Here is a 25,741-nt window from a genome sequence, read left to right as displayed (position 1 = left end):
AAAAGTAGCGCCTTTTGGCGCTATTTTTTTGTCTGAAATTTAGGGATACCTAATAGATACCACGGATTCGGTGAGGGCTGTTACTTTATCTGATCCCTTAAAATTTATCATCGTAATCTACTTTTTTGAAAAAAGAGGGTTCTAAATGGATTTAAACCGATTCTATAGCACGAGATTTTAGCATTTTCACACTAAAAGTTAGTTTTATCTATTTGAATAATAAAGCTTTTATTTTCTGTGGAAATGTTCTAACTTAAGTGTGTCAGTATCGAACGATTCTAAATATGGAGGTGGATTCATGAAGTTTCAAAATCAACTTGACCAGCTAAAAAGTGGCAGTTTAACGCGAGCTCAAATGGCCGTTTTACAGGAAAATGCGCTACGCATTTTCAACAAAGGAGATAAAGACGCAAAGTTAATACTTGATGCGATCCCATATAGTAAGCCAGCAGACACATCAATTTTATTTATGGGCTTTTGTCCAGAAGCTGATTTTTCAAATAGATTAGATATTTTTTGGAAAGAAAATGGAATTTGTCATTTTGACTATCTAGAGAGTGAAGTTCAGGTAAATCGATGGTATGAAGTGTGTGCAGGTGACCTTCTTATCCTTAAAAAGCGTGAACAATTTGGTAAAACCATGAAGCTATATGGTTTTGGAAGAGTAACTAAGATATGCCATGATGATGAGCATGTTCGCTATTTTGAAGTTAACTGGGCTGATCAATCAAGAGAAATTGAAGTACCTTTGATGGGCTGTAACAGTACTGTCGATATTAAAGCCATGGAAATGGTAGAGCAAGAAATGCCCGAAGCGTTTTGGCATTGGCTTAATCTATAAAGGACGAACAAAATGAAAAACATAATATTAGTTAGAGGCCCAGAGTCCTTGGCCGATCAGGCTTTAGCTGGTTATGGTTGGCGTGAAATTAATTTGAGTAAGTTTAATTCTTTTGTTGAAATTGATGAGTTTATTAAAGAGAGAAGAATCGATATCGGCAGACAAAGAAATCAAATCAAACGATTTTTTGAAATATCAGCTGGCGATATCGTAGTAGTTCCGGTAAGTAGGGCAGTGTTAATAGGGATTGCCGTTGGTGAAAAGTCATTCGCTGAAACACCTTGGAATGGAGCTAACAGAGTCGCGGTCAATTTCTTTAAAAAGTCTAATGGTAATTTGGTTAAAATCCCAAGGTATCAATTAACTGAAGGCTTACAAAGCAGATTAAAGATAAGGATGTCGATTGCCAACCTTAATGAATTTAAAGAAGAAATTGCCGGCTATGTTGAAAAGCTACAACAAAATCTAGAGATAAAATTCGACTCAGAATTTCAAACACGAGTAGAAATTGAATTAAAACATATTGAACGTAGTTTGCTAGATAGATTAATAACAGGGCAATCTAGACTTGAAAGTGGTGGTTATGGTCTAGAAAAATTAATTGCTGAACTTTTAGAAATAGAAGGCTATCGAACGCATATCATGCCAAAAAGTCAGACAAATGATCATTCTGATATTGATATTAGGGCGGAAAAAAGTGATGACTTTTCTGGGGCAAATATCGTGTATGTTCAGTGTAAGCATCATTCAGGTACAACTAGTAATTGGGGAGTTGATCAGTTAATTGAATTTGAAAAAGAAACACCGAATGTTAGTTTATGGTTGATTACCACTGGTGTTGTTTCAGATGAAGTTAAAGAATATGCAAGTGAACACGGGGTAAGTGTTATGGAAGGAGAAGCATTAGCTGCCAAAATAATCTCTCAAGTTGATAAGTTGTCTGTTTCAACTAAAGAAAAACTAGGGTTATCTGTACTTCCTAAGTTACTCTAATCGACCTCAGCCAAGATGTTGTGACATGCTCTTGGCTTTAACAGGTTAATAAAATTTAGCCACCTTATCAGCGGTGTGCCATTAGAGGGGATGTGGACAATAAGATGAGTAAACGTGCACTAGTTTTTCCGCCCAATTTTAAGCTGGTTTTGTACGCGATGGTGGTGATGTGCCTCGTACAGGTGTTGGGTGGTATTTTTGGCTTACCCGTCTATCGTTTTGGGATTGTACCGCATAATGTTCATCATTTGAGTGGTGTGTTAACCGCGCCTTTTGTGCATGGTAGCTGGGGACATTTGCTGAGTAATTTGCTCGGCTTAAGTATTAGCGGCTATTTGGCAGCGAGATTACCAAGGTTTAAGCGAGCAACACTTTTTATTGTGGTTGCTACAGGGCTGTTGGTGTGGCTGTTTGCTGGGCACGCTAATCACATTGGTGCATCAGGCATTGTAATGGGTTACTTTGGCTTACTGCTGGGTGCTGCGCTATTCAATCGAGATGTGCTTGGTATTGTTAGTTTTATTGCTCTGCTGGTATTGACTTACTATGCCAACATTAGTTTTTTAGCGACGTTATTTGATTTTTCTGCACAGACGAGTAGTTCAAGTCATATTTTTGGGTTTTTAAGCGGATTAGGCGGGGCATACTTAACCAAGCACAAGCGTATTGCTCGGCGTTAAAGCAGCATAACCTGCCAGTGACGGCAGGTTATGCTTTGGGATTCAAGTTATTACCAAATACGCACGCGCTCCTCAGGTGCTAGGTATAGTTTGTCACCCGGTTTAACGTCAAACGCTTTATACCATGCATCATGGTTGCGAGGTGCAAGCGCTCTAAATTGACCCGGTGCGTGTGTACCTGCGCGTAGTTGGTTTAGCATGCTTTGCTCAGTACGCTTTTCTTTCCATACTTGTGCCCAGGCAAGGAAGAAACGTTGGTCGCCAGTCAAGCCATCAATCACAGGTGCTTCTTTGCCGTTTAGGCTCAGTTTATAAGCATGGTAAGCCATTGCAAGGCCACCTACGTCACCGATGTTTTCGCCAAGGCTGTTACGACCGTTTACGAAGTTACCCTCAATAGGCTCATATTTGTTGTATTGCGCCGCGAGCTTGTCTGCTTTTTCTTCGAAAGCAGCGCGATCTGAATCGGTCCACCAATTACGCTGAATACCGTTGGCATCTGATTTAGATCCTTGGTCATCAAAACCGTGGCCCATTTCGTGCCCTATCACCGCACCAATACCGCCGTAGTTTACTGCAGGGTCTGCATTTGGATCGAAGAATGGCGGTTGTAGAATTGCCGCAGGGAAAACGATTTCATTAAACGAGCTGTTGTAGTAGGCGTTTACGCGTTGCGGTGTCATACCCCAGCGGTTACGGTCGGTTTTTTCAAGCTCTTTAGCGATGCTGTCATTGCGGAAAAACTCACGTAGGTTTTTCACATTTGTCATTAGGTTATCACGGGTTAGGGTTAACCCATCAAATGATTGCCATTTATCAGGGTAGCCAATCTTAGGAGTAAATGCGGCAAGTTTTGCTTGAGCATTTACTTTTGTTTCTTCACCCATCCAGTCTAGGCCTTCAATCCTTTCACCAAGCGCGGTGCGTAGGTTTTCAACCAATTCTGACATTTGTTTTTTAGAAGACTCTGGGAAGTAACGGGCAACGTAAACTTTACCAATTGCAAAGCCAAGCGACGTAGTGCCAGACATTTCGCTTATTGCGCGTTTCCAACGAGCACGTGGTTCTTGTTGACCACTTAAATGTTTGCCATAAAATTCAAAGTTAGTATTGAAGATATCTTCAGACAGCAGCGACGCATTGCCGCTAATTGCGTGATAAGTTAAGTAGTCTTTCCAAACGGCCAAGTCTTCAGAGTTGATAAGCGCAATCATTGCTTTAATCGGCTCTGGCTGAGACATATTTAGCTGAGGCACTTTGTAGCCTGTTTCAGCAAAATATAAATCCCAATTAAAGCCTGGGTACTGTGTTGCTAGTTCGTCACGTTTGACTTGATTTAATGTCAGGTCGCGATTTCTGCGTTTTTCACGTGGCCAGTGTCCCTCAGCAATTTTAGTTTCAAGTGCAAGAATGGCCTCTGCGCGCTCAGTCGGCTTGTCTTTACCCGCAAATTTAAGCATATCTGCAATATGCGTAACGTATGCTTCTCGAGTTTTAACAAAACGCTCAGCCTCTTCTAAATAGTAAGAGCGATCTGGTAGTCCAAGTCCGCCAGCACCCATCGACATCTCATATTTATTTGGGTCTAGACGGTTAAACCACATACCGCCGCCGATCGGCGCATTTACGCCAGTTAACCAAGATTGTCCGAATGCTTTGGTTAGACCGTCAGTGTTGTTAATGGCGTCAATGTCAGCAAGTAGTGGCTGAATAGGTTTAATACCAAGCTTATTTAGGGTTTCAACATCCATATAAGCATTGTAAAAATCGGCAATTAGCTGCTCTTCGGCGTTTAGGTTTTTACCGTTAGCAATCTCTTCGATAATGGTTTTTACTTGCTCTTCACTGCGTTCAGCAAGTGCAGAGAATGCACCAAAACGCGTTTTGTCTGCTGGCATCTCGTAGTTTTTGTACCAAGTGCCGCTGGCGTACATAAAGAAATCATCGCCTGGTTTTACACTTTCATCGCGTGCACTGAGGTCAACACCAAAGTTGCCAAGTTCGGCCTTACCAGTGGCTACCGCTGCGTTTTCTGTTTTTTGGGTTTCACTTGTTGTGACTTGTGGCTCAGAGCAAGCCGTCAGCATAACGGCTGCAAGTGCACTTGCTATTATCGTTTTTTTCATTATGTAGTCTCTATCTAGTTCGAGAAGTGAGCCCGACAGTCGTCCTATTGTATTTACTATCGGGAATGGAACCATTGTCGAGTGAATACCTGTTTGCTGCAAGCATTTGAGTCGAATTGTTGGGAAATTCGCGATGAATGCATGTTCAAACTGTAAAATGAGTGAAAGGGTATGAAATAGGATCAAGCTTTAAATCAACAACAATATCCCTTATCATTTCGGCATTGTTATCGGTGCGTTTGCACTGCATGGGCCACAAGAAACGAATTTATGCAATTATCACCAAGTTTAACGGCGCTTATTGAAGCGCTGCGTTGTTTACCTGGCATTGGGCCTAAGTCTGCGCAACGTATTGCCTTTCATTTATTAGAGCGAGACAGAGAGGGCGGCAGCCAACTGGGGCAAAGCCTTACTCATGCGATGCAAGCCATCGGTCATTGCTCAAGCTGCCGAACATTTAGTGAGGTTGAGGTGTGTGATATTTGCCAAAGTATCAAGCGCCAAGACACAGGGCTGCTTTGTGTGGTTGAATCACCAACGGACGTATTGGCGATAGAGCAAACGGGCCAATTTAATGGCTTGTATTTTGTGCTGATGGGGCATTTATCGCCTCTGGATGGAATTGGCCCTAATGAAATCGGCCTTGATGTCCTTGAGCGTAAGCTAAGTGCCGGCAATATTAATGAAGTTATCTTAGCGACAAACCCAACGGTGGAAGGCGAGGCAACGGCACATTATATTTCTGAGTTATGTCATAAGTATCAGGTTGAAGCGTCACGTATTGCCCATGGTATGCCTGTCGGCGGTGAGCTTGACCTTGTAGACGGTATGACGTTAATGCATGCATTTAGCGGGCGAAAGAAACTCTAATCTTAACGCTTCTTGTTAAAAGCCCTGTTTTTGGAGCAATTGAATCTAAAAAAAACAGGGCGATTTGTTAAAAATTTTGTTCAGTCTCTTGAAAGTTTTTTCTCCTCCCCCATATACCTAGCATATTGATAAAGAACACTGCATTAATTGCTTATATTGGAGAGAACAATGTCCGCAGCTCAAAAAGAAACATTAGGCTTTCAAACAGAAGTCAAACAATTATTAAACCTAATGATCCACTCTTTGTACTCAAACAAAGAGATCTTTTTACGCGAATTAGTATCTAACGCTTCAGACGCGGCTGACAAACTACGTTATTTAGCTTTGCAAAATGGTGACCTTTACGAAGGTGACGCAGAGCTACGTGTTCGCTTAAGCGTAAACAAAGATGCAAAAACCATTACCATTTCTGACAATGGGATTGGTATGACGCGTGACGAAGTGATCAGCTCATTAGGTACCATCGCAAAATCTGGTACAGCTGATTTCTTTAAAAACCTAACTGGCGACCAAGCGAAAGATTCACAACTGATTGGTCAGTTCGGTGTTGGTTTCTATTCTGCATTCATCGTCGCGGATAAGGTAACTGTTCGTACGCGTAAAGCGGGTGAGTCAGAGGCGGTTGAATGGGAATCGCAAGGTGAAGGCGACTTCACGATTGCTGAAATCGAAAAAGCAGAGCGTGGTACAGAGATCACACTACATCTTCGTGAAGAAGAAAGTGAGTTCCTTGAAACTCATCGCCTTCGCGGTATTGTGACTAAGTACTCAGATCACATTTCAATTCCTGTTGAACTTTATAAAGACCCAGTTCCTGAGTCTGAAGGCCCAGATGGCGAGAAAATTGAAGCGCAGCCTGGCGAGTGGGAAGCGATCAACAAAGCCACAGCACTTTGGACTCGTGATAAATCAGAGATCAGCGACGAAGAATATAAAGAGTTCTACAAGCATGTTGGTCATGATTGGGAAGAGCCACTCACTTGGGCACACAATAAAGTAGAAGGTAAAACTGAATACACCAGCCTACTTTATATCCCTAAAAAGGCACCTTTCGATTTATACAATCGTGAGCGTCAAGCTGGCCTTAAGCTTTATGTACAACGCGTGTTCATCATGGATGACGCCGAGCAGTTTATGCCAAGCTACCTGCGCTTTGTTAAAGGCTTACTAGATTCTAACGATTTACCTCTTAACGTATCTCGTGAGATCCTACAAGACAACAAGATCACTCAAGCTATTCGTAAAGGCTGTACATCTCGTGTACTTAAAATGCTTGAGCGCATGGGCAAAAACAAACCAGAAGATTATCAGGCATTTTGGAATGAGTTTGGTAATGTGATCAAAGAGGGTCCAGCCGAAGATTTCGCAAACAAAGATGCTATTGCAAAACTATTGCGCTTTAGCTCTACGCATACTGATGAGAAAACGCAAAACGTATCGCTTGAGCAGTACATTGAGCGCATGAAAGAAGGCCAAGGTAAGATTTACTATGTCGTGGCCGATAGCTTTGAAGCAGCGAAGAGCTCTCCGCATCTTGAAATCTTCCGTAAGAAAGGCATTGAAGTTTTGCTACTTTCAGATCGTGTTGACGAGTGGATGATGAGCCATCTCACTGAGTTCAACGAGAAATCGCTTCAGTCAATCACTCGCGGTGACCTTGACTTGGGTGATATGGATGACGAAGAAACGAAGAAAGCACACGAAGAAAGTGAGAAGGAAGTTGAAGGCCTAGTTGAGCGTGTGAAAACTGCTCTTGGTGAAAAAGTGAAAGAAGTACGCTTTACGCATCGCTTAACAGATTCTCCTGCGTGTGTGGTTGCAGACGATCACGACATGAGCTCTCAGATGCAAAAGCTAATGGAGCAGGTGGGCCAAGCCGTGCCTGAATCTAAGCCGGTATTTGAACTTAACCCAGAGCACCAACTGGTTAAGCATTTGAATAACGAGCAAGACGAAGACAAGTTTGGACAGTGGGCAGAAGTACTACTAGACCAAGCAATGCTTGCAGAGCGTGGTAGCCTGAAAGATCCAGCGGGTTTTGTGAGTCGTCTTAACAAGCTAATGCTAGATCTACAAAAGTAAATTGGTATAACGAATTGAAAAAGCCGGTCATTGTTAAGTGACCGGCTTTTTTGTGTTTATTGATGAGAGTATATAGTGAGGCTATAGACTCTTCAGTGCGCTAACGACTTCTTCGTAGTTTGGCTCTTTTGCTAAATTTTCTACCAGCTGCTTGTAAACAATCTTGTGCTCCTTATCTAGCACAAAAATCGCGCGACTGAGCAGGCCCATATCTTTAATCAACAAACCATAATTTTCACCAAAAGAATGCCATACGGCGTCCGATAATGTTTTAACCTTGTCGATATTTTCGGCTTTGCAAAAGCGCTTTTGCGCAAACGGCAAGTCCGCACTAATCGTCAACATGGCAACATCAGGAAATTGGCTTGCTACTTTTTCATTGAAATGTTTAGTTTGTAGGCTACAAGTACCAGTATCTAGGCTTGGAACAACGCTAATTAAAATTGCACGACTTTCAAAGTCTTTCAGGGTAACTGGGCTGAAGTCAGCATCGGCAACCTTAAAATCCGGTGCCGCCTGACCTTGTTTTACACCATTCCCAAGCAATACCACCGCTTTACCTTGCGCTTTTACCTTGCCCATATCTACCGAGTTTTCTGGTAAATCGTAAGCCAATGAAATTGCACTAAGCAGACCACTCGCTAAAACTAACGCTTTCAGCATAAAGTATTCCTTTTGAAGTTAACTTAATTGATTTGAGTGTATTATACTGACAGTAACTAACCAAGCTTAAGTGACATTTAGATTGTCAAAATGGCGTTGTTTTATTAACATATGCCACAATTTTAAGCTTTTATCTCATAATTATAACTAAAACTTCCCGACATCGTGCCGATAAGCATGGGAAACAGAAAGAGAGCTTGTATGTCAACACTAGTCCTAATTTGTGACGATTCCAAACTTGCCCGTCGGCAGCTGGCGCGTTCATTGCCAGACGACTGGGATATTAAAGTAGAATTTGCAGAGAATGGACTCGACTGTATTAAACAAATAAAAGCACTTTCTCCAGAGATTCTATTCCTTGATCTAAATATGCCGCAGATGGATGGCTATGAAGTACTGCAAGCCATCAGTGAGCAAGATTTATCTGTGCTTACTGTCGTTGTTTCCGGCGACATACAGCCTAATGCGCACCAACGAGTGATAGAGCTTGGCGCTATTGATTTTATTCGTAAGCCCTGTGATGCAGCTAAACTTGCTGAAATTATTGAGCATCATGGAATAAAAGATAAAGCAATCAGAGAAAGCTTGGTTCATAAACTTGGTGAGCAGCTAGACCCTGAGATCCGTGATATCTATCAAGAGCTTACAAACGTTGCTATGGGGCAGGCGGGGGATTTGTTGGCGCGATTGCTAAACGTATTTGTCGAATTACCTATTCCAAACGTTAATGTACTCGAAGTCAACGAACTGCATATGGCACTGCAAGCAATTGATGCTAGCGCAACTACGTCGGGCGTTTGTCAAGGTTTTATTGGTGGTGGTGTTTCCGGAGAAGCGTTGCTACTGCTCAATGACTCTAGTTTCAAAGAGATCGCTTCCTTGATGAATTATCATGGCGATCTTAATACCAAAGTTGAGCTTGAGCTCTTAATGGATATTAGCAATATCTTGATTGGCGCAATTCTAACTGGACTATCTAAGCAGCTCGATATGTCTTTCAGTCAAGGCCACCCCGTGGTGCTTGGTCAACATTGTGATGTTGCTGAGCTTGTGAAAGCCAACAAAGCGAGATGGCAAAGAACGCTCGCTATAGAGATTAGCTATGGCATAGAGCATCACAACATTAACTGTGACCTTATGCTGTTGTTCACAGAAGATTCACTTAAAACATTAAAATACAAAGTAGCCTATTTATTGGATGATTAACTATGCCTGCAGCCGATTTTGATATGAATGAAATCCATTGGTTAATGGATATGTTTAACACCGTAGATGTTGGCTTGGTGGTACTCGATCGCGACTACAAGGTATGTATATGGAATGGTTTTATGGAAAATCATTCTGGTTTATTACCCAGTGCGGTTAAAGATAAAGACATTTTTGATTTGTTCCCAAGTATTGATGAACAATGGTTTAGATCAAAAGCTGAGCCTGTATTCGTGCTAAAAAATCGGTCGTTTACCATTTGGGAGCAGCAGCCGTATATTTTCCGATTCAAAAATTATCGACCTATCACAGGCAAAGCGGATTATATGTATCAGAATGCAACTTTCATCCCGTTGACCACAGTGACGGGTGATGTAGGGCATATTTGTGTGATCATATACGATGTGACCGACGAAGCAATCAATAAGTTAGAGCTTGAGTCGTTGAATAAACAATTAGAAAAAATTAGCCGAACAGACAGTTTAACGCAATTGCATAATCGCGGCTTTTGGGAAGAAAGCCTAAAGCAGGAGTTTAAGCGTTTAAAGCGTAATCAAGGGCAAAGCGCATTACTCATGTTTGACATAGACCACTTTAAGCGTATCAATGACGAATACGGTCACAGTGGTGGGGATGAGGCNCCCGCCATATCTCGGATTTGTTGCGCAAAACACTACGAGAAACAGATACTGCAGGCCGCTACGGCGGTGAAGAGTTTGCGGTAACTTTGCTCGACACAGATGTAAAAGGTGCAATCACTTTCGCCGAAAGGCTGCGATTGTTAATAGAAAACTCATCGATTTACTACGATGAGCAGCAAATCAAGATTACCGTTAGTCTTGGCGTTGCTGTGTACGAAGAGTCGTTTGAAAAACATGAGCAATGGATTGAGGCGGCAGACAGTGCTTTGTATGTTTCTAAAGAGGGCGGAAGAAATCGGGTAACTGTATATTCTGAAGACATGGCCAGCGAGTAAATTTATTTTGATATCGTGGCTTTAGCGCGATGCGGTTTTATTCATATTGTCATTTTATATTCTTACCCCAATACCTTTTGGTTTAGTATCAGTGTGGAATGAACAGCTGGCAGTTAGACAGATCCGTTGTATTGTTCAGTTATTTCTGCGAATTAAAGAGATAAAAGTGGCATCTTACTTACCGCTAAATACATCACGATAACGACTGAAGCCGGTAGGGTTAAGAGTGCAAGTTTAGTAAAAGGGCCGTGGTAGAGCGCTAACCAACGCCGTTGCTGAGTGTTTGCAATGCCCAAGTGGACACTTTTAGATGCCTTTGCTGCTAACCAATTACCCAAGAAAATATCTACAATCTCTAACGGGATAATCACTAGGCCGACCACAAGTAGCTTTTGCTGGAGCCATGGAGATGTAAACCATCCAGCTAAAAAAGCCATAGAAAAGCCCGTTAATAATAGAACAATAAATGCCACATGCTCTAGTGTGACCATGAGAAAGAACACATGCTCCACCTTCGCGGTCACCGGCCCGATATTTTCATGTTCTATTGCTTTTAACACAAGCCAAGCACCTAGGGCTGGGCCAAGCCATAAAATCAATGCACCTATGTGTACCAGTTTTAAGATTGCGTATTCCACCTGGGCCTCAAAACTTGATGTGCAAATATAATCATCCAAAGTGTACTAAGAGTCATGCTTGATGCTGTAAATATCTCAGCAGCTTTAAGCTGACCAGCAGCGATAGATACAGACAGCAATAAACCTAAAACCCAAGCGATGATCCCCCATACTGACACCCATGTTTTAAATATACCTTGCTTAATGGCTAAACAGGTTAATGTAAGCCCTCCTAAATTATAGAGGCCATTACCTAAGTAACCGGTTAGATGGGTTGCAATATGCTCAAGCAGTAAAAATACAGATTCTCCCATGGCCAAATGAACTACTTTTGGTAAAACAAAGGCATAAATCACTTCAGCAATGAGATCTGGGGCCACACCCAATGCGACTAATAGCAGGCCAACACGCTTTCTAAAGTCTGCTTTGAGCTCATCTGCTAAAATAACACTAAATATTAAAAGACCTAGTGCAGAGAACATCCAAGCTATCCAAGACCACTGCCACAATACTAAGTTTTCGGAAATAAACTCCATACGCATTATTACCGTATTATCAAGAGGCAAGCCAGGACGCATCGGTCCATTCATTAAAAGACATGCAGCTGTAATTATTGCGGCAATTAGATAAACAACAACAAATTTGGTTTTGTATTGATCCATTGGTTTTATGTCTGGATTAGAGTCCTTTGGTTCATCATAAATCTATACCCAAAATTGGTAAAGACTTAGTCTGAGTAGACACTATTTACTTGGTGAAAATTGAATAAACCTTGTATTTAAACTATAGCGGTTAACCGGGGTTGTTATATTTATGTTCATACTTTCGATATAAAAAAGACTTGTAAATGATAGCTTATCTGGCTTTAATGGAGGAGTGGGGAGTTGAGTTCTCATTAGAAGTCTTTAGCCATTTATTTTAAGATGAGGCAGGTGAATAGTAGTTCCTTAAATGACTTTAACTCATTAGGAAGAATTCCATAGACTTCAGTAAATATGAAACACTTGCTTGAAATGCGTAATCATTTACAACAATAAAAGGGAATGAAAAAATGAACGATAATGATGAATACTGGGGGATGCCGCTAAATACATACTGTATGTTATTACATTTGAGCCAACTGGCGAGCTTTGTTGCTCCGGGACTCGGGCTTGTATTACCAGTGGTTATGTGGGCAACCAATAAGGATAAAAGCGAAACAATCGACCAGCACGGGAAAGCCACTATTAACTGGTTAATTAGTTTAATCATCTATTCCATAATTTGCGGTATTTTAGTTTTTGTCGCGGTTGGTATTTTAGGGTTCGTTGTGTTAGCTATTCTTAATGCTATATTTGCCATCATTGCCGCGATAAAAGCTAATAATGGGGAAGTATGGATTTATCCACTTAGCTTCAATTTTGTTAAGTAACTGGCACTTTGAGTAGCGAAACTTCGCTGTTGGAAGTGTTCGCGTTAGCAGTATTGAATTTAACAACACACCTCACTGCAGCATAATAGAAGCTAAAGAGTCTGAGCATAAGAAAGGAGCCACGGCAAACATAGCAACTCAACCTGTTTGCGGGCTCCTAAGTCAAACTAAGAGGGCTACGATTCACTTTCTTCTTTAGGGCATTGAGCTATCTGCTCAATATTACCATTTTCATCTACTTGCTCAAGTTTCACTTTAAATCCCCATAAGCGATAGAGGTGCTTTATCACTTCTTGCTTTGAAGCGGCAAGTGGGATCCCGCCTTGCGGTACATATCTTAGAGTAAGTGAGCGATCTCCCCGCACATCTACATCATAAACTTGAATATTAGGCTCATGGTTACTCAAGTTGTACTGCGCTGAAAGGGCACTGCGAAGTTGTTGATAACCCATTTCGTCGTGAATAGGGCCAACTTCCAAATGCGGAGATTTCTGTTTGTCGACAATCGTAAAAAGCTTAAAGTCGCGCATGAGCTTTGGAGATAAAAATTGGCTGATAAAGCTCTCGTCTTTAAAATTTTGCATCGCAAAATGCAATGTATCTAGCCAGTTGCTCCCCGCAAATTCTGGGAACCACTGTTTATCTTCTGCCGTTGGGTTTTCGCAAATACGGCGAATATCTACCATCATATTAAAGCCAAGCGCATAGGGGTTTATCCCTGAATAAAATTTACTATTGTATGGTGGTTGATACACAACATTGGTATGGCTTTGCAAAAACTCCAACATAAAGGAATCACTTAGTTTTCCCTCGTCATATAAGTGATTCAAAATGGTGTAATGCCAAAATGTAGCCCAGCCTTCATTCATGACTTGAGTTTGTCTTTGTGGGTAGAAGTACTGTGATACTTTACGCACAATACGAATAATCTCGCGTTGCCAAGACTCCAGCAATGGCGCGTTTTTCTCGATAAAATACAGTATGTTTTCCTGAGGTTCTGACGGGAAACGGAAATGGTTGTCGGTTTCTTCATCTTCACCTTTAGGAATGGTTCGCCATAATTCATTAACTTGGGACTGCAAATAATCTTCCCGTTCTTTTTGCCGCTTTTGTTCCTCAAACATAGAGATCCGTTGCGGCCTTTTATATCGATCAACCCCGTAATTCATTAACGCATGGCAAGAGTCAATCAAGTTTTCTACCTCATCAATACCATACTTTTCTTCACATTTGGCGACATAATTTTTAGCGAATACCAAGTAATCAATGATGGATGATGCGTCCGTCCAGGTTTTAAATAGATAGTTACCCTTGAAGAAAGAATTATGACCATAGCACGCATGCGCCATCACCAGCGCCTGCATAGGCATAGTATTTTCTTCCATTAAATAGGCAATACAGGGGTTAGAATTAATCACAATTTCGTAGGCGAGACCCATTTGACCTCGTTTGTAGGTTTGCTCAGTCTGGATAAACTTTTTACCGTACGACCAATGTGCATAACCAATTGGCATGCCCACACTTGAGTAGGCATCCATCATCTGTTCAGCCGTGATCACCTCAATTTGATTTGGGTAAGTGTCAAGTCTGTAATGCTCGGCAACACGAGCAATTTCCTGATGATAAGTATCAAGTAAATCAAAGGTCCAATCTGGACCATCGTCAATTGGCTGATATGTCATCGCGAAACCTCCCAAAAATTATGCCGCACTTTGCTTATTTTTGTTCTTCTTGAACAGTTCTCTAAAGATAGGGTAAATATCTTCTACACCTCGAATGTGCTGCATAGCAAAGTTGTCAAAAGAGTTGGCTACTCCTTGATACTCCCGCCACAGACTTTGGTGTGCACGGGTCGTTATCTCTATATATGCATAGTAGCGGACAATTTTAAGTAGTTTGTTAGAGAGTATCTGGGTGCATTGTGGGGAATCATCCGCCCAGTTATCACCGTCGGAGGCTTGTGCGGCGTAAATATTCCAATCGCCTTGGGCATAACGCTCTTGAATGATTTCATCCATTAGTTTCAAAGCACTTGAGACAATCGTGCCACCAGTCTCTTGCGAGTAGAAAAACTCTTGCTCATCTACTTCTTTTGCTTGGGTATGGTGGCGGATATAGACTACCTCAATATCTTTATAAGTGCGGGTTAAGAACTGATAGAGCAAAATATAAAAACGTTTTGCCATGTCTTTTGTGGCTTGATCCATTGAGCCAGACACATCCATCAAGCAAAACATAACCGCTTTGCTGGTGGGGTGTGGACGCCTTTCGTAATTACGAAAGCGTAAATCGTAATTATCGATGAAAGGCACCGCGGCGATTTGCTCTTTTAGCATCTGGATCCGCAGTTCTATATCATTGATTTTCTGTTGAGGAGGAACCGGTTCAGCAAGCATACTCGCCAGCTCTTCTTCCAGCTCTCTTAACTCGCGGCGTTTACTTGAGGTCATCGCAATACGGCGTGCCATTGAGCCTTTTAAACTGCGTACAATATCTAAGTTACTAGGCATACCATCATTACAAAAGCCAGCTCGATGCGTTTTCATTTGCATTAATTTATCTAACTGACTTTGTTGTAAGTTGGGTAATTCTAAGTCTTCAAACAGTAGGTCTAAGTACTCATCTTTTGAAATAGAGAATACAAAGTCGTCTTGTCCTTCGCCTTGATTACTTGCCTCGCCATCACCTGAACCACCACCTTGCCCAGAAGGAGGGCGCTGGATCCGATCGCCTGTTGAAAATTGATCGTTTCCTGGGTGAATGAGCTCTCTGTCCCCCCCTTTACCTTGATGGAAAATAGGTTCGCTGATATCTCGCTGTGGGATAGAAATACTTTCGCCGCTAGAGATATCAGTCACACTACGTTTGTTGATGGCCTCTGAAACCGCTTTTTTTATCTGCTTTTTGTAACGGCGGATAAAACGTTGGCGGTTCAGAGTGCTCTTATTTTTACCGTTAAGACGGCGGTCAATAAAATGCGCCATATAACACCCTCTTCATACTAACAAGTTACTGTGACTTTCTAACTCTTAAATACCATTCTGAAAGTAGGCGAACTTGTTTTTGGGTATAGCCTTTGTCAACCATACGATTGACAAAGTCCTCGTGCTTTTTCTGATCTTCGGCAGAGGTTTTTGCATTAAATGAAATTACGGGGAGTAAGTCTTCGGTATTAGAGAACATTTTCTTCTCGATAACCGTTCTTAGTTTTTCATAGCTGGTCCACACTGGATTATCACCATTGTGATGGGCTCTTGCTCTTAAAACAAAGTTGACTATCTCGTTACGGAAATCTTTGGGATTGGAAATACCGGCTGGCTTTTCAATCTTTTCCAGCTCGCCGTTAAGTGCGGCTCTATCAAACAGTTGGCCAGTATCTGGGTCACGATATTCTTGATCTTGGATCCAAAAATCTGCATAGGTAACATAGCGGTCAAAAATGTTTTGGCCGTACTCAGAGTACGACTCAAGGTAAGCTGTTTGTAGCTCTTTACCAATAAATTCGACATATTGTGGGATTAGATACCCTTTTAGATGGCTTAGGTAGCGTTCTTGTACTTCAGCGTTAAATTGTTCGCGCTCAATTTGCTGCTCAAGTACATAGAATAAATGAACAGGGTTTGCTGCGACTTCACTGTGGTCAAAGTTAAACACACGAGAGAGGATCTTAAAGGCAAAGCGAGTTGATAGGCCATTCATGCCTTCGTCAACGCCGGCATAATCTCTGTATTCTTGATAGGACTTAGCTTTTGGATCTGTGTCTTTTAAGCTTTCACCATCGTACACCCGCATTTTTGAATAGATACTGGAATTCTCTGGCTCTTTAATCCGAGACAGTGCTGAAAACTTCGCTAAAGTTTCTAAAGTGCCAGGCGCACAAGGGGCTTCTCTGAGCTCACTATTTTCAATAAGCTTCTCGTAAATTTTGACCTCTTCAGACACGCGTAAACAATAAGGCACTTTGACGATGTAAACACGGTCTAAAAATGCCTCGTTGTTTTTATTGTTCTTAAAGGTTTGCCATTCAGACTCGTTAGAGTGAGCGAGTATTAACCCACTAAATGGTAGGGCGGAAATACCCTCTGTACCATTGTAGTTTCCTTCTTGGGTTGCAGTTAGCAGCGGGTGTAGCACCTTAATGGGTGCTTTAAACATCTCGACAAACTCCATCAAACCTTGGTTCGCAAGACATAGCGCCCCAGAATAAGCATAAGCATCAGGGTCATTTTGAGCGAAATGCTCCAGTTTACGAATATCAACTTTGCCCACCAGTGCTGAGATATCTTGGTTGTTTTCATCCCCAGGCTCTGTTTTCGCAATGGCTATTTGATCAAGAATGGAAGGGTAGCGTTTTACGACCTTAAATTTAGTAATATCTCCATTGAACTCATGTAAGCGTTTGGTTGCCCATGGAGACATTATCGTTTTAATATAGCGCTCAGGAATACCGTACTCTTTTTCAAGAAGGTCGGCATCTTCTTGTGGGCTAAACAAGCAAAGTGGGTGGTCATTAACGGGCGAGCCTTTTAAAGAATAAACCGGCACTTTTTGCATCAAATACTTGAGTTTTTCTGCGATAGATGATTTACCACCACCTACCGGGCCGAGCAAATAGAGTACTTGTTTGCACTCTTCAAGCCCCTGTGCGGCATGTTTGAGATATGATACAATTTGTTCAATGGCATCCTCCATACCGTAAAACTCACTGAAGGCAGGATATCGAGCTATTACTCTATTCGAAAATAGCCGACTAAGCCTCGCATCTTTCGATGTATCGATCATTTCTGGTTCGCCTATTGCCATCAGAAGTCGCTCAGGTGCGCTGGCATAGGCTGACTTGTCATTTTTACAAATTTCAAGAAATTCCGCGATGGTGTACTCTTCTTCTTGCGCGGCTTCATATCTGGCCTGATAATGTTCAAATATTGTCATAACGACCTCCAATAAGCTACTTGGTGTGGTTTGCGGATCACAGATTTGGAAAGGTTACTTAAAGCTTAGTCGTGATATGAAGAATACCCAAAAAAAACTAGATTTTTTATGTATTAATGTTGAGTTACAGGCATAAAAAAGGGCGCTTTTGCGCCCCATTATTGCATCAATACTGGTAGTTGATGTTAAGCTAGGTTGCTGTTTGCGAAATCCCAGTTAACAAGTGCCCAGAAACCTTTAAGGTAATCAGGACGAACATTACGGTAATCAATGTAGTAAGCGTGTTCCCACAGGTCAACTGTGATGATAGGGGTAACACCTTCTTCAGTCAGCGGCGTTGCTGCATTTGAAGTGTTAACGATATCTAGTGAGCCGTCAGCTAGTTGTACTAACCAAGTCCAGCTTGAACCAAAGTTGTTAACCGCTTTGTCGTTGAAAGCTTCTTGGAATGCTGCAAATGAGCCCCATTTTGCATTAATTAGTTCAGCAACTTTACCTGTTGGTTCGCCACCTGCATTTGGCGCAAGACTGTGCCAGTAGAAAGTGTGGTTCCAGATTTGAGCAGCATTGTTGAAAACACCACCTTCAGAGCTACATACGATCTCTTCTAGTGATTTACCTTCAAAGTCAGTACCTTCGATAAGACCATTAAGCTTTACAACGTATGTGTTGTGGTGCTTACCGTGGTGGAATTCTAGCGTCTCTTGAGAAACATGCGGCTCAAGAGCATTTAGTGCATAAGGTAGTGACGGTAGTTCAAATGCCATATTAATCTCCATTTTTTTGGTTGATTTGCCAATAACGCATACGAAAGGTAGCTAACATCAGCCCACTTTTCTATACCATTGGCCTATATAGTGATACTATAATTCCCGACTATTTTACTCAAGTTTTGGCAAACAGCAATGCGTGCCAGTGACTTAATGACTTATAATACACATTCTTTGTGAACATGTGCCGAATAGCAGTTAAAGTGTAGAACATCGTGATAGGCGGCCATGCTAATTTTAGCCATGTCTCCCAAGACTCTATCGCTGCTAAAAGCTAGGCATTATGAATGCGACGGGTGTTGTTAAAGTGAGTAGCAAGCTAAAACGCCGATGCTAAACTAAATATTGATAAGCATTGGACGAAACGTCATTTTGAGGTAACTAATGGAAACTATTGACAAGATTAAACAGCAGATCGAAGAAAATCCAATCATTCTTTATATGAAAGGGTCGCCAAAACTACCTAACTGTGGTTTCTCTTCGCAGGCGTCTCAGGCTTTGATGGCGTGTGGTGAGCAGTTTGCTTATGTTGACATTTTATTAAATCCAGACATTCGTGCTGAACTACCGCATTATGCGAACTGGCCAACTTTCCCACAGCTTTGGGTAGAAGGTGAGTTAATCGGTGGTTGTGACATCATCATTGAGATGTTCCAAAAGGGTGAGCTTCAACCTCTTATTGCTGAAACAGCAGCTAAATATAAGAAAGACGAAGCAGCAGCGGAATAAATTAACCGCTTATGGCAGAGTAGATACTCTGCCATGCTTTATTTTTTACAAAATCTTCCCACCCACTTTCTCTGCAAGCCTTTTTGTCTGATGTTGGTTGAAAACCAGCTGGTTCATTGAATTTAAGACATCTATACTTTCATTAACGCTGTTCGCGTTTATCTAACTTAAACCTATTCACCTGTTTTTATCAACTCAAGTTGACGTTAGCGTCAAGCTAAAAACGCGCTCTGTTTTGCATACCTATATAAACAGTGTAATCGAACGCGCTCCGATATTGAGTTCTAGAAAATCCAAAAAGTGAATAATTATTCATTTTTGACTTGATTTACGTTTACGTAAACGTTTGCTTTTGGTTGTGTTCTGTTGCGTTTTTATTGGTGTGATACCGGTGTCATTTTACAAATTTATATTCGCCATTTTCAAAGTGGCAAATTTATTACGGTTTTGGCTAACTTGTCTTACCAATGAGAAATATTCAAGTTTGTGAATATGTATTCATATTTGTGTTGACTCTACTTTCAATCAAGGCTAATTTTGAATATCTGCCAGCATTTCGTCGTACCGTCATGGGCTGGCCGTTGTAGCAAGGGGAGGAGTCTATGTTATACGACTCAAAATTAGAAAAAGATAACTGTGGATTTGGCTTGATTGCGCATGTAAGCGGTCAGCCAAGTCACAAACTGATCCGTACAGCAATCACAGGTTTGGACCGCATGCAGCACCGAGGTGGTATTTCTGCAGATGGCAAAACCGGTGATGGTTGCGGACTGTTATTACAAAAACCGGATAGTTTTTTCCGTGCCGTCGCAGCTGAAAACGATTGGCATGTAGGCAAAAACTATGCGGTAGGTATGATATTTTTAAATCAGGACCATGAGCTTGCAGCTGCGGCTGAAAAAGTGATCAGTGAAGAATTAGAAAAAGAAACACTGACGCTCATAGGTTGGCGTGAAGTACCCACCGATCCATCTATGCTTGGCCCTATCGCTAAAGCACAATTACCGCAGTTTAAACAGGTTTTTGTTGGTGCTCCTGAAGGGTGGCGTCCTAAAGATTTAGAGCGTCGTCTTTATATTGCAAGACGACGCATCGAAAAGCATTTAGAGCAAGATGAGCAGTTTTATATTTGTAGTTTGTCTGGTTTAGTGACTATCTACAAAGGCTTAATGATGCCTGCGGATCTACCGAATTTTTATACTGATCTTGCTGATATGCGGATGACCAGTGCGATTTGTGTATTCCATCAGCGCTTTTCAACCAATACACAGCCTCGATGGCCGCTGGCGCAACCGTTCCGCTATTTAGCTCACAATGGTGAAATCAATACTATTGAAGGTAACCGTCAGTGGGCGAGAGCGCGTGCTTATAAGTTCGCGTCACCCTTATTACCAGATTTGCAAAATGCGGCACCGTTTGTCAATGAAACGGGTTCTGACTCGTCTAGTTTAGATAATATGCTAGAGCTATTTTTAGCTGGTGGTATGGATTTATTCCGCGCTATGCGTATGTTAGTGCCACCTGCATGGCAGAAGAATCGCGCCATGGATGAAGACTTACGCGCATTCTATGACTTTAACTCCATGCATATGGAACCGTGGGATGGCCCAGCTGGCATCGTGATGTCTGATGGGCGCTTTGCTGCTTGTAATTTGGACCGTAACGGTCTTCGTCCTGCCCGCTATGTGATCACGCAAGATGGCTTTATTACGCTTGCCTCAGAAGTGGGCATTTGGGATTACGCGCCAGATGAAGTTATCGAAAAAGGCCGTGTAGGTCCAGGTGAGTTGCTGGTGGTTGACACCTTACATGGCAAGATTTGGCAGTCCGATGAAATCGATCAAGACTTGAAATCCAGACACCCGTACAAAACTTGGCTTGAGCAAAATGTTAAGCGATTAGCGCCATTTGAAGCACTAGATGAGAAAGCGGCTGGTAAGCGTGATCTTGACGATGAAACCTTGCTGACCTTTCAGAAACAGTTTGGTTATACCAACGAAGAGCTCGACCAAGTTATCCGCGTGATGGGTGAAAACGGCCAAGAAGCAACCGGTTCAATGGGTGACGATACGCCATTTGCAGTGCTATCTGAAGGGCACCGCTCGATATTTGACTACTTCCGCCAGAAGTTTGCTCAGGTAACGAACCCGCCAATCGATCCGTTACGGGAAAATCATGTCATGTCACTGGCGACTTGTATTGGCCGTGAGCAGAACGTTTTCAACGAAACCACAGGTCATGCTAAACGGTTGCAGTTTGCCTCGCCAGTACTGACTTATTCTGACATGCAGCAGCTATTAACCGCCGATGACGACCATTACTGTGCGTGTAAAATTTCATTGATTTACGAAATTGAAGAGTCTTTGCAAGATGCAATCAAGCGTATTTGTGATGAAGCCGTTGCAAAAGCGGGCTCCGGGTGCGTGATGTTAGTGCTCAGTGACCGAGAAATAGCAGCGGGTAAACAAGTTATTCCAGCGGCGATGGCCGTGGGGGCAGTACAAAGACGACTAGTGGATGGCAACTTGCGTTGCGACACCAATATTTTGGTTGAAACAGGTAGTGTTAGAGATCCGCACCAGTTTGCTGTTTTGTTAGGTTTTGGCGCAACAGCGATTTATCCTTATCTAGCCTACGAAACCCTTGTTGCAATGTGTGATAAGAAGATCATTAAAAAGTCTTACCGCGAGGTGACTTTGTCTTATCGCGGCGCGATTAACAAAGGTTTATACAAAATCATGTCGAAGATGGGGATCAGCACTATTGCTTCCTATCGTTGTTCGATGTTGTTTGAAGCCGTCGGTTTATCCGATGAGGTGGTTGAATTGTGCTTTAAAGGAGTTGCAAACCGTATTAAAGGTGCGTGTTTTGACGATTTTGCCTTGGAGCAACAACAACTCAATAAATTGGCATTTAGCAAGCGTAAACTACTATCACACGGTGGATTATTAAAGTATGTGCATGGTGGTGAATACCATGCCTATAACCCTGATGTTGTGCAAACTTTGCAGACCGCAGTTCGTTCGGGTAACTATCAAGACTACGTTAAATACGCTGAGTTGGTAAATAACCGTCCAATTACGAATCTGCGAGACATGCTTAAGCTTAATACGGCGCAACAAGCAATCGACATCAATGATGTTGAGCCTGCAACCGAGCTATACAAGCGTTTTGACTCGGCAGCGATGAGTATTGGGGCTTTATCACCAGAGGCACACGAAGCGTTAGCAATTGCGATGAATCGCCTCGGCGGTTGCTCTAACTCTGGTGAGGGTGGTGAGGATAAGCTACGTTTTGGTACAGAAAAGAATTCGCGTATTAAGCAGGTTGCTTCTGGCCGATTCGGTGTGACACCACATTATTTGCGTTCAGCTGATGTTATTCAAATCAAAGTTGCGCAAGGGGCAAAGCCGGGCGAGGGTGGTCAGCTTCCAGGTGAAAAAGTCACCCCTTATATCGCGAAGCTACGCTATTCGGTTCCTGGTGTTACTTTGATTTCGCCGCCGCCGCATCACGATATTTATTCGATCGAAGACTTAGCTCAGCTTATTTTTGACCTCAAACAGGTCAATCCTGAAGCGATGATCTCGGTCAAACTGGTTTCAGAACCCGGTGTCGGCACGATTGCGACTGGTGTTGCTAAAGCGTATGCCGATCTCATTACCATTGCCGGTTATGATGGTGGTACTGGGGCGAGTCCGCTGACATCGGTAAAGTATGCAGGTAGCCCGTGGGAGCTCGGCCTTGCTGAAACACAACAGGCGTTGGTTGAAAATGGTCTACGCCACCGCATTAGGTTGCAAACAGATGGCGGCTTAAAGACCGGATTAGATATTATTAAAGCGGCAATTTTGGGTGCTGAGAGTTTTGGTTTTGGTACCGGCCCTATGGTTGCGCTTGGCTGTAAATACCTGCGGATCTGTCACCTTAATAACTGTGCAACCGGTGTTGCTACGCAAGATGATACGTTGCGTCAAAAGCATTATCACGGATTGCCAGAGATGGCGATGAACTACTTTAAGTTTATTGCACAAGAGGCTCGTGAACTGATGGCGGCTTTGGGAGTCACAAAACTCACCGATTTGATTGGTAGAACGGATTTACTTGAAGCCATTGAAGGTAATACTGCGAAGCAGAAAAAGCTCGACTTAAGTCCGCTTCTAGCGAAGCCGAACAATCCGTCAAATGAAGCGCTGTATTGCACGCATACTAATCCATCACATTACAGTGGTGCGTTGAATGAAAGTTTACTTGCGAAAGCGAAGACGGCAATCGACGAAATGACAGGTATCTCGCTGGTGAGTCGTATTTCCAATACGGATCGCTCTATCGGCGCAATGTTGTCTGGTTATATCGCAAGCAAGCATGGTAACCAAGGTATGGCAGCAGATCCAGTTGCACTTGAGTTACATGGTACTGCAGGGCAATCGTTTGGGGTGTGGAACGCGGGTGGCCTTGAAATGACATTAGTCGGTGATGCTAACGATTATGTTGGTAAAGGGATGGCTGGTGGAAAGCTAGTCGTGCGTCCTCCTGTCGGCTCAAGCTTTGCCTCTCATCAGGCGGCTATCATCGGTAACACCTGTTTATATGGCGCGACTGGCGGTAAGTTGTTTGCAGCAGGTCGAGCAGGGGAGCGCTTTGCCGTGCGAAATTCGGGTGTACAAGCGGTTGTTGAAGGGCTTGGTGATAATGGCTGCGAATACATGACGGGAGGCGTGGTGTGTGTGCTTGGTCAAGTTGGCGTTAACTTTGGCGCAGGCATGACCGGTGGTTTTGCCTATGTACTTGATGAAGAAGGTGATTTTGATAAACGGATCAACCCTGAGTTGGTCGAGCTGGTCGATCTCAAAACGCTTGCATCGCACCAAGAGCATCTACGCGGTTTAATTGCAGAGCATCTAGATTTAACGAGCTCAACTCGAGCTGAGCAGATCTTAGCTAACTTTGAGTTGTATTTGCCAATGTTTAAATTGGTAAAGCCAAAGTCTAGCGATTTAAACAGTTTACTTGGCCACCGAGCGCGTAGTAGTGCTGAGCTAAGAATTCAGGCGCAGTAGGAGAGAGCAATGAGCGAGAACGTTTACCAATTTATCGATGTACAACGTGTAGATCCGCGCAAAAAGCCTATTTCTACGCGTAAGCAATCTTTTGTTGAAATTTATGAGCCATTTTCTGAGCAGCAAGTTCATTCGCAGTCTGATCGTTGTTTAGATTGTGGTAACCCGTATTGTGAATGGAAGTGTCCAGTTCACAACTATATTCCGCAATGGCTCAAACTTATTCGTACAGGCAGAATCATTGAGGCAGCGGAGCTATCTCACCGTACCAATAGTTTGCCTGAAGTGTGTGGTCGAGTATGTCCGCAAGATAGGCTTTGTGAGGGGTCGTGTACGCTGAACGAAGAGTTTGGTGCTGTGACCATAGGAAATATTGAAAAATATATTACCGATACGGCGTTTGCACAGGGCTGGAAGCCTGATCTTTCTTACGTTACTTGGACCGATAAGAAAGTCGCGATCATAGGTGCGGGTCCGGCAGGACTTGGCTGTGCGGATATTCTAGTGCGAAACGGCGTGCGCCCAGTGGTGTATGATCGCAACCCTGAAATTGGCGGTTTGCTGACCTTTGGGATCCCGTCATTCAAATTAGAAAAATCAGTAATGGAAAACCGTCGTGAGATTTTCACCGAAATGGGCGTTGAATTTAAACTCAATACCGAAGTTGGTCGTGATGTCTCCATGGACGAGTTATTGTCGCAATACGACGCCGTATTCTTAGGTGTGGGGACGTATCAAAGCATGAAAGGCAATCTTGAAAATGAGGATGCCGACGGTGTTTATGATGCGCTACCATTTTTGATTGGTAACACCAACCGAGTTATGGGCTATGACGAAAGTCAGCATAGCTATGTGAACATGGCGGGTAAGCGCGTGGTGGTACTAGGTGGTGGGGACACTGCGATGGACTGTGTTAGAACGTCAGTCAGACAAAATGCGCAATCCGTGATCTGTGCTTATCGTCGTGATGAAGAAAACATGCCTGGCTCAGTTCGAGAAGTTAAAAATGCCAAAGAAGAAGGGGTTGAATTTAGATTCAATTTACAGCCGGTTGGTATTGAAGTAGACAGCTCAGGCAAAGTCACGGGCGTTAAAATGGTGAAAACACAATTAGGTGAACCTGACAAAAATGGTCGCCGTAGTGCTGAAACTGTGGAAGGTTCTGAGCATACGCTAGAAGCCGACGCGGTGATCATGGCATTTGGTTTTAAGCCTCACAACCTTGATTGGTTAGCACAATACGATGTGGCAATAAATCACTGGGGCGGTATTGTTGCACCAGAAAAAGGCGCATTTACACATCAAACAAGTAATCCAAAGATCTTTGCCGGTGGTGACGCCGTACGAGGGTCTGATTTAGTGGTAACGGCGATTTTTGAAGGCCGCAACGCCGCTGAAGGCATTTTGGACTATTTAGAAGTTTAACTTAAACAACAGCTTTTGTCGTTCACAAGCCCCAACTACACTCGTTGTAACTGGGGTTTTTTTATTTGAATTTTGCGTAGGGACTGTTTATCTTTTAAGTTTGTTTTTGCAGCAGTGTGATTGGTGTTTATACAAGGCAGAGTCTGCGTAGCATAATTGTTCTATGTGAGTCAGGCGATAACACAGTAGAAATGCCAATCAAGCGCTGCCCTTTGGGTTCACCTGAGTGTGCTCTGTTCATTGTTGCTCAACTTTTACCTAGATTACTAGGCGGCAAGTTGAGCGTCGTGACCAAAACGCACTCAGAAGAACAAAAATCAAACAGCAAAGGTCAACAGGCCCTTGTTAGCTGCTAACTTA

The 25,741-nt window shown here is 42.7% G+C and carries 18 protein-coding genes and 1 pseudogene; 11 read left to right on the top strand and 8 right to left on the bottom strand.

The features are described 5' to 3' along the window. Nucleotides 1–298: 298 nt before the first annotated feature. The 3 genes from CKO50_RS04110 (at nt 299) to CKO50_RS04100 (ending at nt 2,514) form a co-directional block, all read left to right on the top strand. Nucleotides 299–841: a hypothetical protein gene (locus tag CKO50_RS04110; protein ID WP_095727123.1), complete on the top strand. Its 543-nt coding sequence runs from the start codon at nt 299–301 to the stop codon at nt 839–841. A 12-nt stretch (nt 842–853) separates the two neighbouring features. Next, complete coding sequence (locus CKO50_RS04105; protein ID WP_095727122.1) at nt 854–1,834, top strand: restriction endonuclease; 981 nt, start codon at nt 854–856, stop codon at nt 1,832–1,834. Nucleotides 1,835–1,938: 104 nt separating this feature from the next. Beyond that, nucleotides 1,939–2,514, top strand: coding sequence for a rhomboid family intramembrane serine protease (locus CKO50_RS04100; protein ID WP_095727121.1), 576 nt, complete (start codon nt 1,939–1,941; stop codon nt 2,512–2,514). 50 nt (nt 2,515–2,564) lie between these two features. Here the strand turns inward: CKO50_RS04100 and CKO50_RS04095 are convergent, their stop codons facing one another. After that, nucleotides 2,565–4,640 (bottom strand): M13 family metallopeptidase, encoded by a 2,076-nt coding sequence (locus CKO50_RS04095; protein ID WP_010606420.1) that lies wholly within the window; start codon nt 4,638–4,640, stop codon nt 2,565–2,567. Nucleotides 4,641–4,910: 270 nt separating this feature from the next. Between CKO50_RS04095 and recR the strand changes: the two genes are divergently transcribed. Together recR and htpG are read left to right on the top strand one after the other, a co-directional pair. Continuing rightward, nucleotides 4,911–5,510, top strand: a complete 600-nt coding sequence (recR, locus tag CKO50_RS04090) for a recombination mediator RecR (protein ID WP_010606421.1) — start codon at nt 4,911–4,913, stop codon at nt 5,508–5,510. Between the two features lie 168 nt (nt 5,511–5,678). Next, nucleotides 5,679–7,592, top strand: a complete 1,914-nt coding sequence (gene htpG, locus CKO50_RS04085; RefSeq protein ID WP_095727120.1) for a molecular chaperone HtpG — start codon at nt 5,679–5,681, stop codon at nt 7,590–7,592. An 81-nt stretch (nt 7,593–7,673) separates the two neighbouring features. Here htpG and tpx read toward each other — a convergent pair whose 3' ends face one another. Beyond that, entirely contained in the window at nt 7,674–8,255 is a 582-nt protein-coding gene (gene tpx / locus CKO50_RS04080) for a thiol peroxidase (RefSeq protein WP_095727119.1), read from the bottom strand. A 201-nt stretch (nt 8,256–8,456) separates the two neighbouring features. On the opposite strand from tpx, the gene CKO50_RS04075 reads away from it, so the two are divergent. Further along, nucleotides 8,457–9,461 (top strand): response regulator, encoded by a 1,005-nt coding sequence (locus CKO50_RS04075; RefSeq protein WP_010375391.1) that lies wholly within the window; start codon nt 8,457–8,459, stop codon nt 9,459–9,461. A 2-nt stretch (nt 9,462–9,463) separates the two neighbouring features. Next, nucleotides 9,464–10,437: pseudogene (locus CKO50_RS04070) on the top strand (diguanylate cyclase). Nucleotides 10,438–10,589: 152 nt separating this feature from the next. On the opposite strand, the gene CKO50_RS04065 reads toward CKO50_RS04070, so the two are convergent. Together CKO50_RS04065 and CKO50_RS04060 are read right to left on the bottom strand one after the other, a co-directional pair. Further along, a complete protein-coding gene (locus CKO50_RS04065; protein WP_095727118.1) occupies nt 10,590–11,075 on the bottom strand; it encodes a DUF2269 family protein in 486 nt (161 codons plus the stop codon). Continuing rightward, on the bottom strand, nt 11,057–11,716 hold the full coding sequence (locus CKO50_RS04060; protein WP_095727117.1) for a hypothetical protein: 660 nt from the start codon (nt 11,714–11,716) through the stop codon (nt 11,057–11,059). The genes CKO50_RS04065 and CKO50_RS04060 overlap by 19 nt, the downstream gene beginning before the upstream one ends. 389 nt (nt 11,717–12,105) lie before the next feature. Here CKO50_RS04060 and CKO50_RS04055 point away from each other — a divergent pair, with 389 nt between their 5' ends. Further along, nucleotides 12,106–12,465: a DUF4870 domain-containing protein gene (locus CKO50_RS04055; RefSeq protein WP_095727116.1), complete on the top strand. Its 360-nt coding sequence runs from the start codon at nt 12,106–12,108 to the stop codon at nt 12,463–12,465. Between the two features lie 176 nt (nt 12,466–12,641). On the opposite strand, the gene CKO50_RS04050 is transcribed toward CKO50_RS04055, so the two are convergent. The 4 genes from CKO50_RS04050 to CKO50_RS04035 all read right to left on the bottom strand — a co-directional run bounded on the left by CKO50_RS04050 (nt 12,642) and on the right by CKO50_RS04035 (nt 18,164). Beyond that, nucleotides 12,642–14,147 carry a SpoVR family protein gene (locus CKO50_RS04050; protein WP_095727115.1) on the bottom strand — a complete coding sequence of 502 codons (1,506 nt, stop codon included), beginning with the start codon at nt 14,145–14,147 and terminating at the stop codon, nt 12,642–12,644. Between the two features lie 18 nt (nt 14,148–14,165). Further along, complete coding sequence (locus CKO50_RS04045) at nt 14,166–15,449, bottom strand: YeaH/YhbH family protein (RefSeq protein ID WP_095727114.1); 1,284 nt, start codon at nt 15,447–15,449, stop codon at nt 14,166–14,168. Between the two features lie 25 nt (nt 15,450–15,474). Beyond that, nucleotides 15,475–17,397, bottom strand: a complete 1,923-nt coding sequence (locus tag CKO50_RS04040) for a PrkA family serine protein kinase (RefSeq protein WP_095727113.1) — start codon at nt 17,395–17,397, stop codon at nt 15,475–15,477. A 185-nt stretch (nt 17,398–17,582) separates the two neighbouring features. After that, nucleotides 17,583–18,164 (bottom strand): Fe-Mn family superoxide dismutase, encoded by a 582-nt coding sequence (locus tag CKO50_RS04035; RefSeq protein ID WP_010375405.1) that lies wholly within the window; start codon nt 18,162–18,164, stop codon nt 17,583–17,585. A 387-nt stretch (nt 18,165–18,551) separates the two neighbouring features. Between CKO50_RS04035 and CKO50_RS04030 the strand changes: the two genes are divergently transcribed. The 3 genes from CKO50_RS04030 to CKO50_RS04020 all read left to right on the top strand — a co-directional run bounded on the left by CKO50_RS04030 (nt 18,552) and on the right by CKO50_RS04020 (nt 25,381). After that, nucleotides 18,552–18,896, top strand: a complete 345-nt coding sequence (locus tag CKO50_RS04030; RefSeq protein ID WP_010375406.1) for a Grx4 family monothiol glutaredoxin — start codon at nt 18,552–18,554, stop codon at nt 18,894–18,896. 602 nt (nt 18,897–19,498) lie between these two features. Next, nucleotides 19,499–23,956, top strand: a complete 4,458-nt coding sequence (gltB, locus tag CKO50_RS04025) for a glutamate synthase large subunit (protein WP_095727112.1) — start codon at nt 19,499–19,501, stop codon at nt 23,954–23,956. Between the two features lie 9 nt (nt 23,957–23,965). After that, nucleotides 23,966–25,381 (top strand): FAD-dependent oxidoreductase, encoded by a 1,416-nt coding sequence (locus CKO50_RS04020; protein WP_010375412.1) that lies wholly within the window; start codon nt 23,966–23,968, stop codon nt 25,379–25,381. The last annotated feature ends 360 nt before the right edge of the window (nt 25,382–25,741 follow it).

It is taken from the genome of Pseudoalteromonas sp. HM-SA03 (assembly GCF_002289345.1).
Lineage (GTDB): Bacteria > Pseudomonadota > Gammaproteobacteria > Enterobacterales > Alteromonadaceae > Pseudoalteromonas.
Note: the sequence above shows the minus strand (reverse complement) of the source record. Positions and strands in the feature narration are given on the sequence as shown.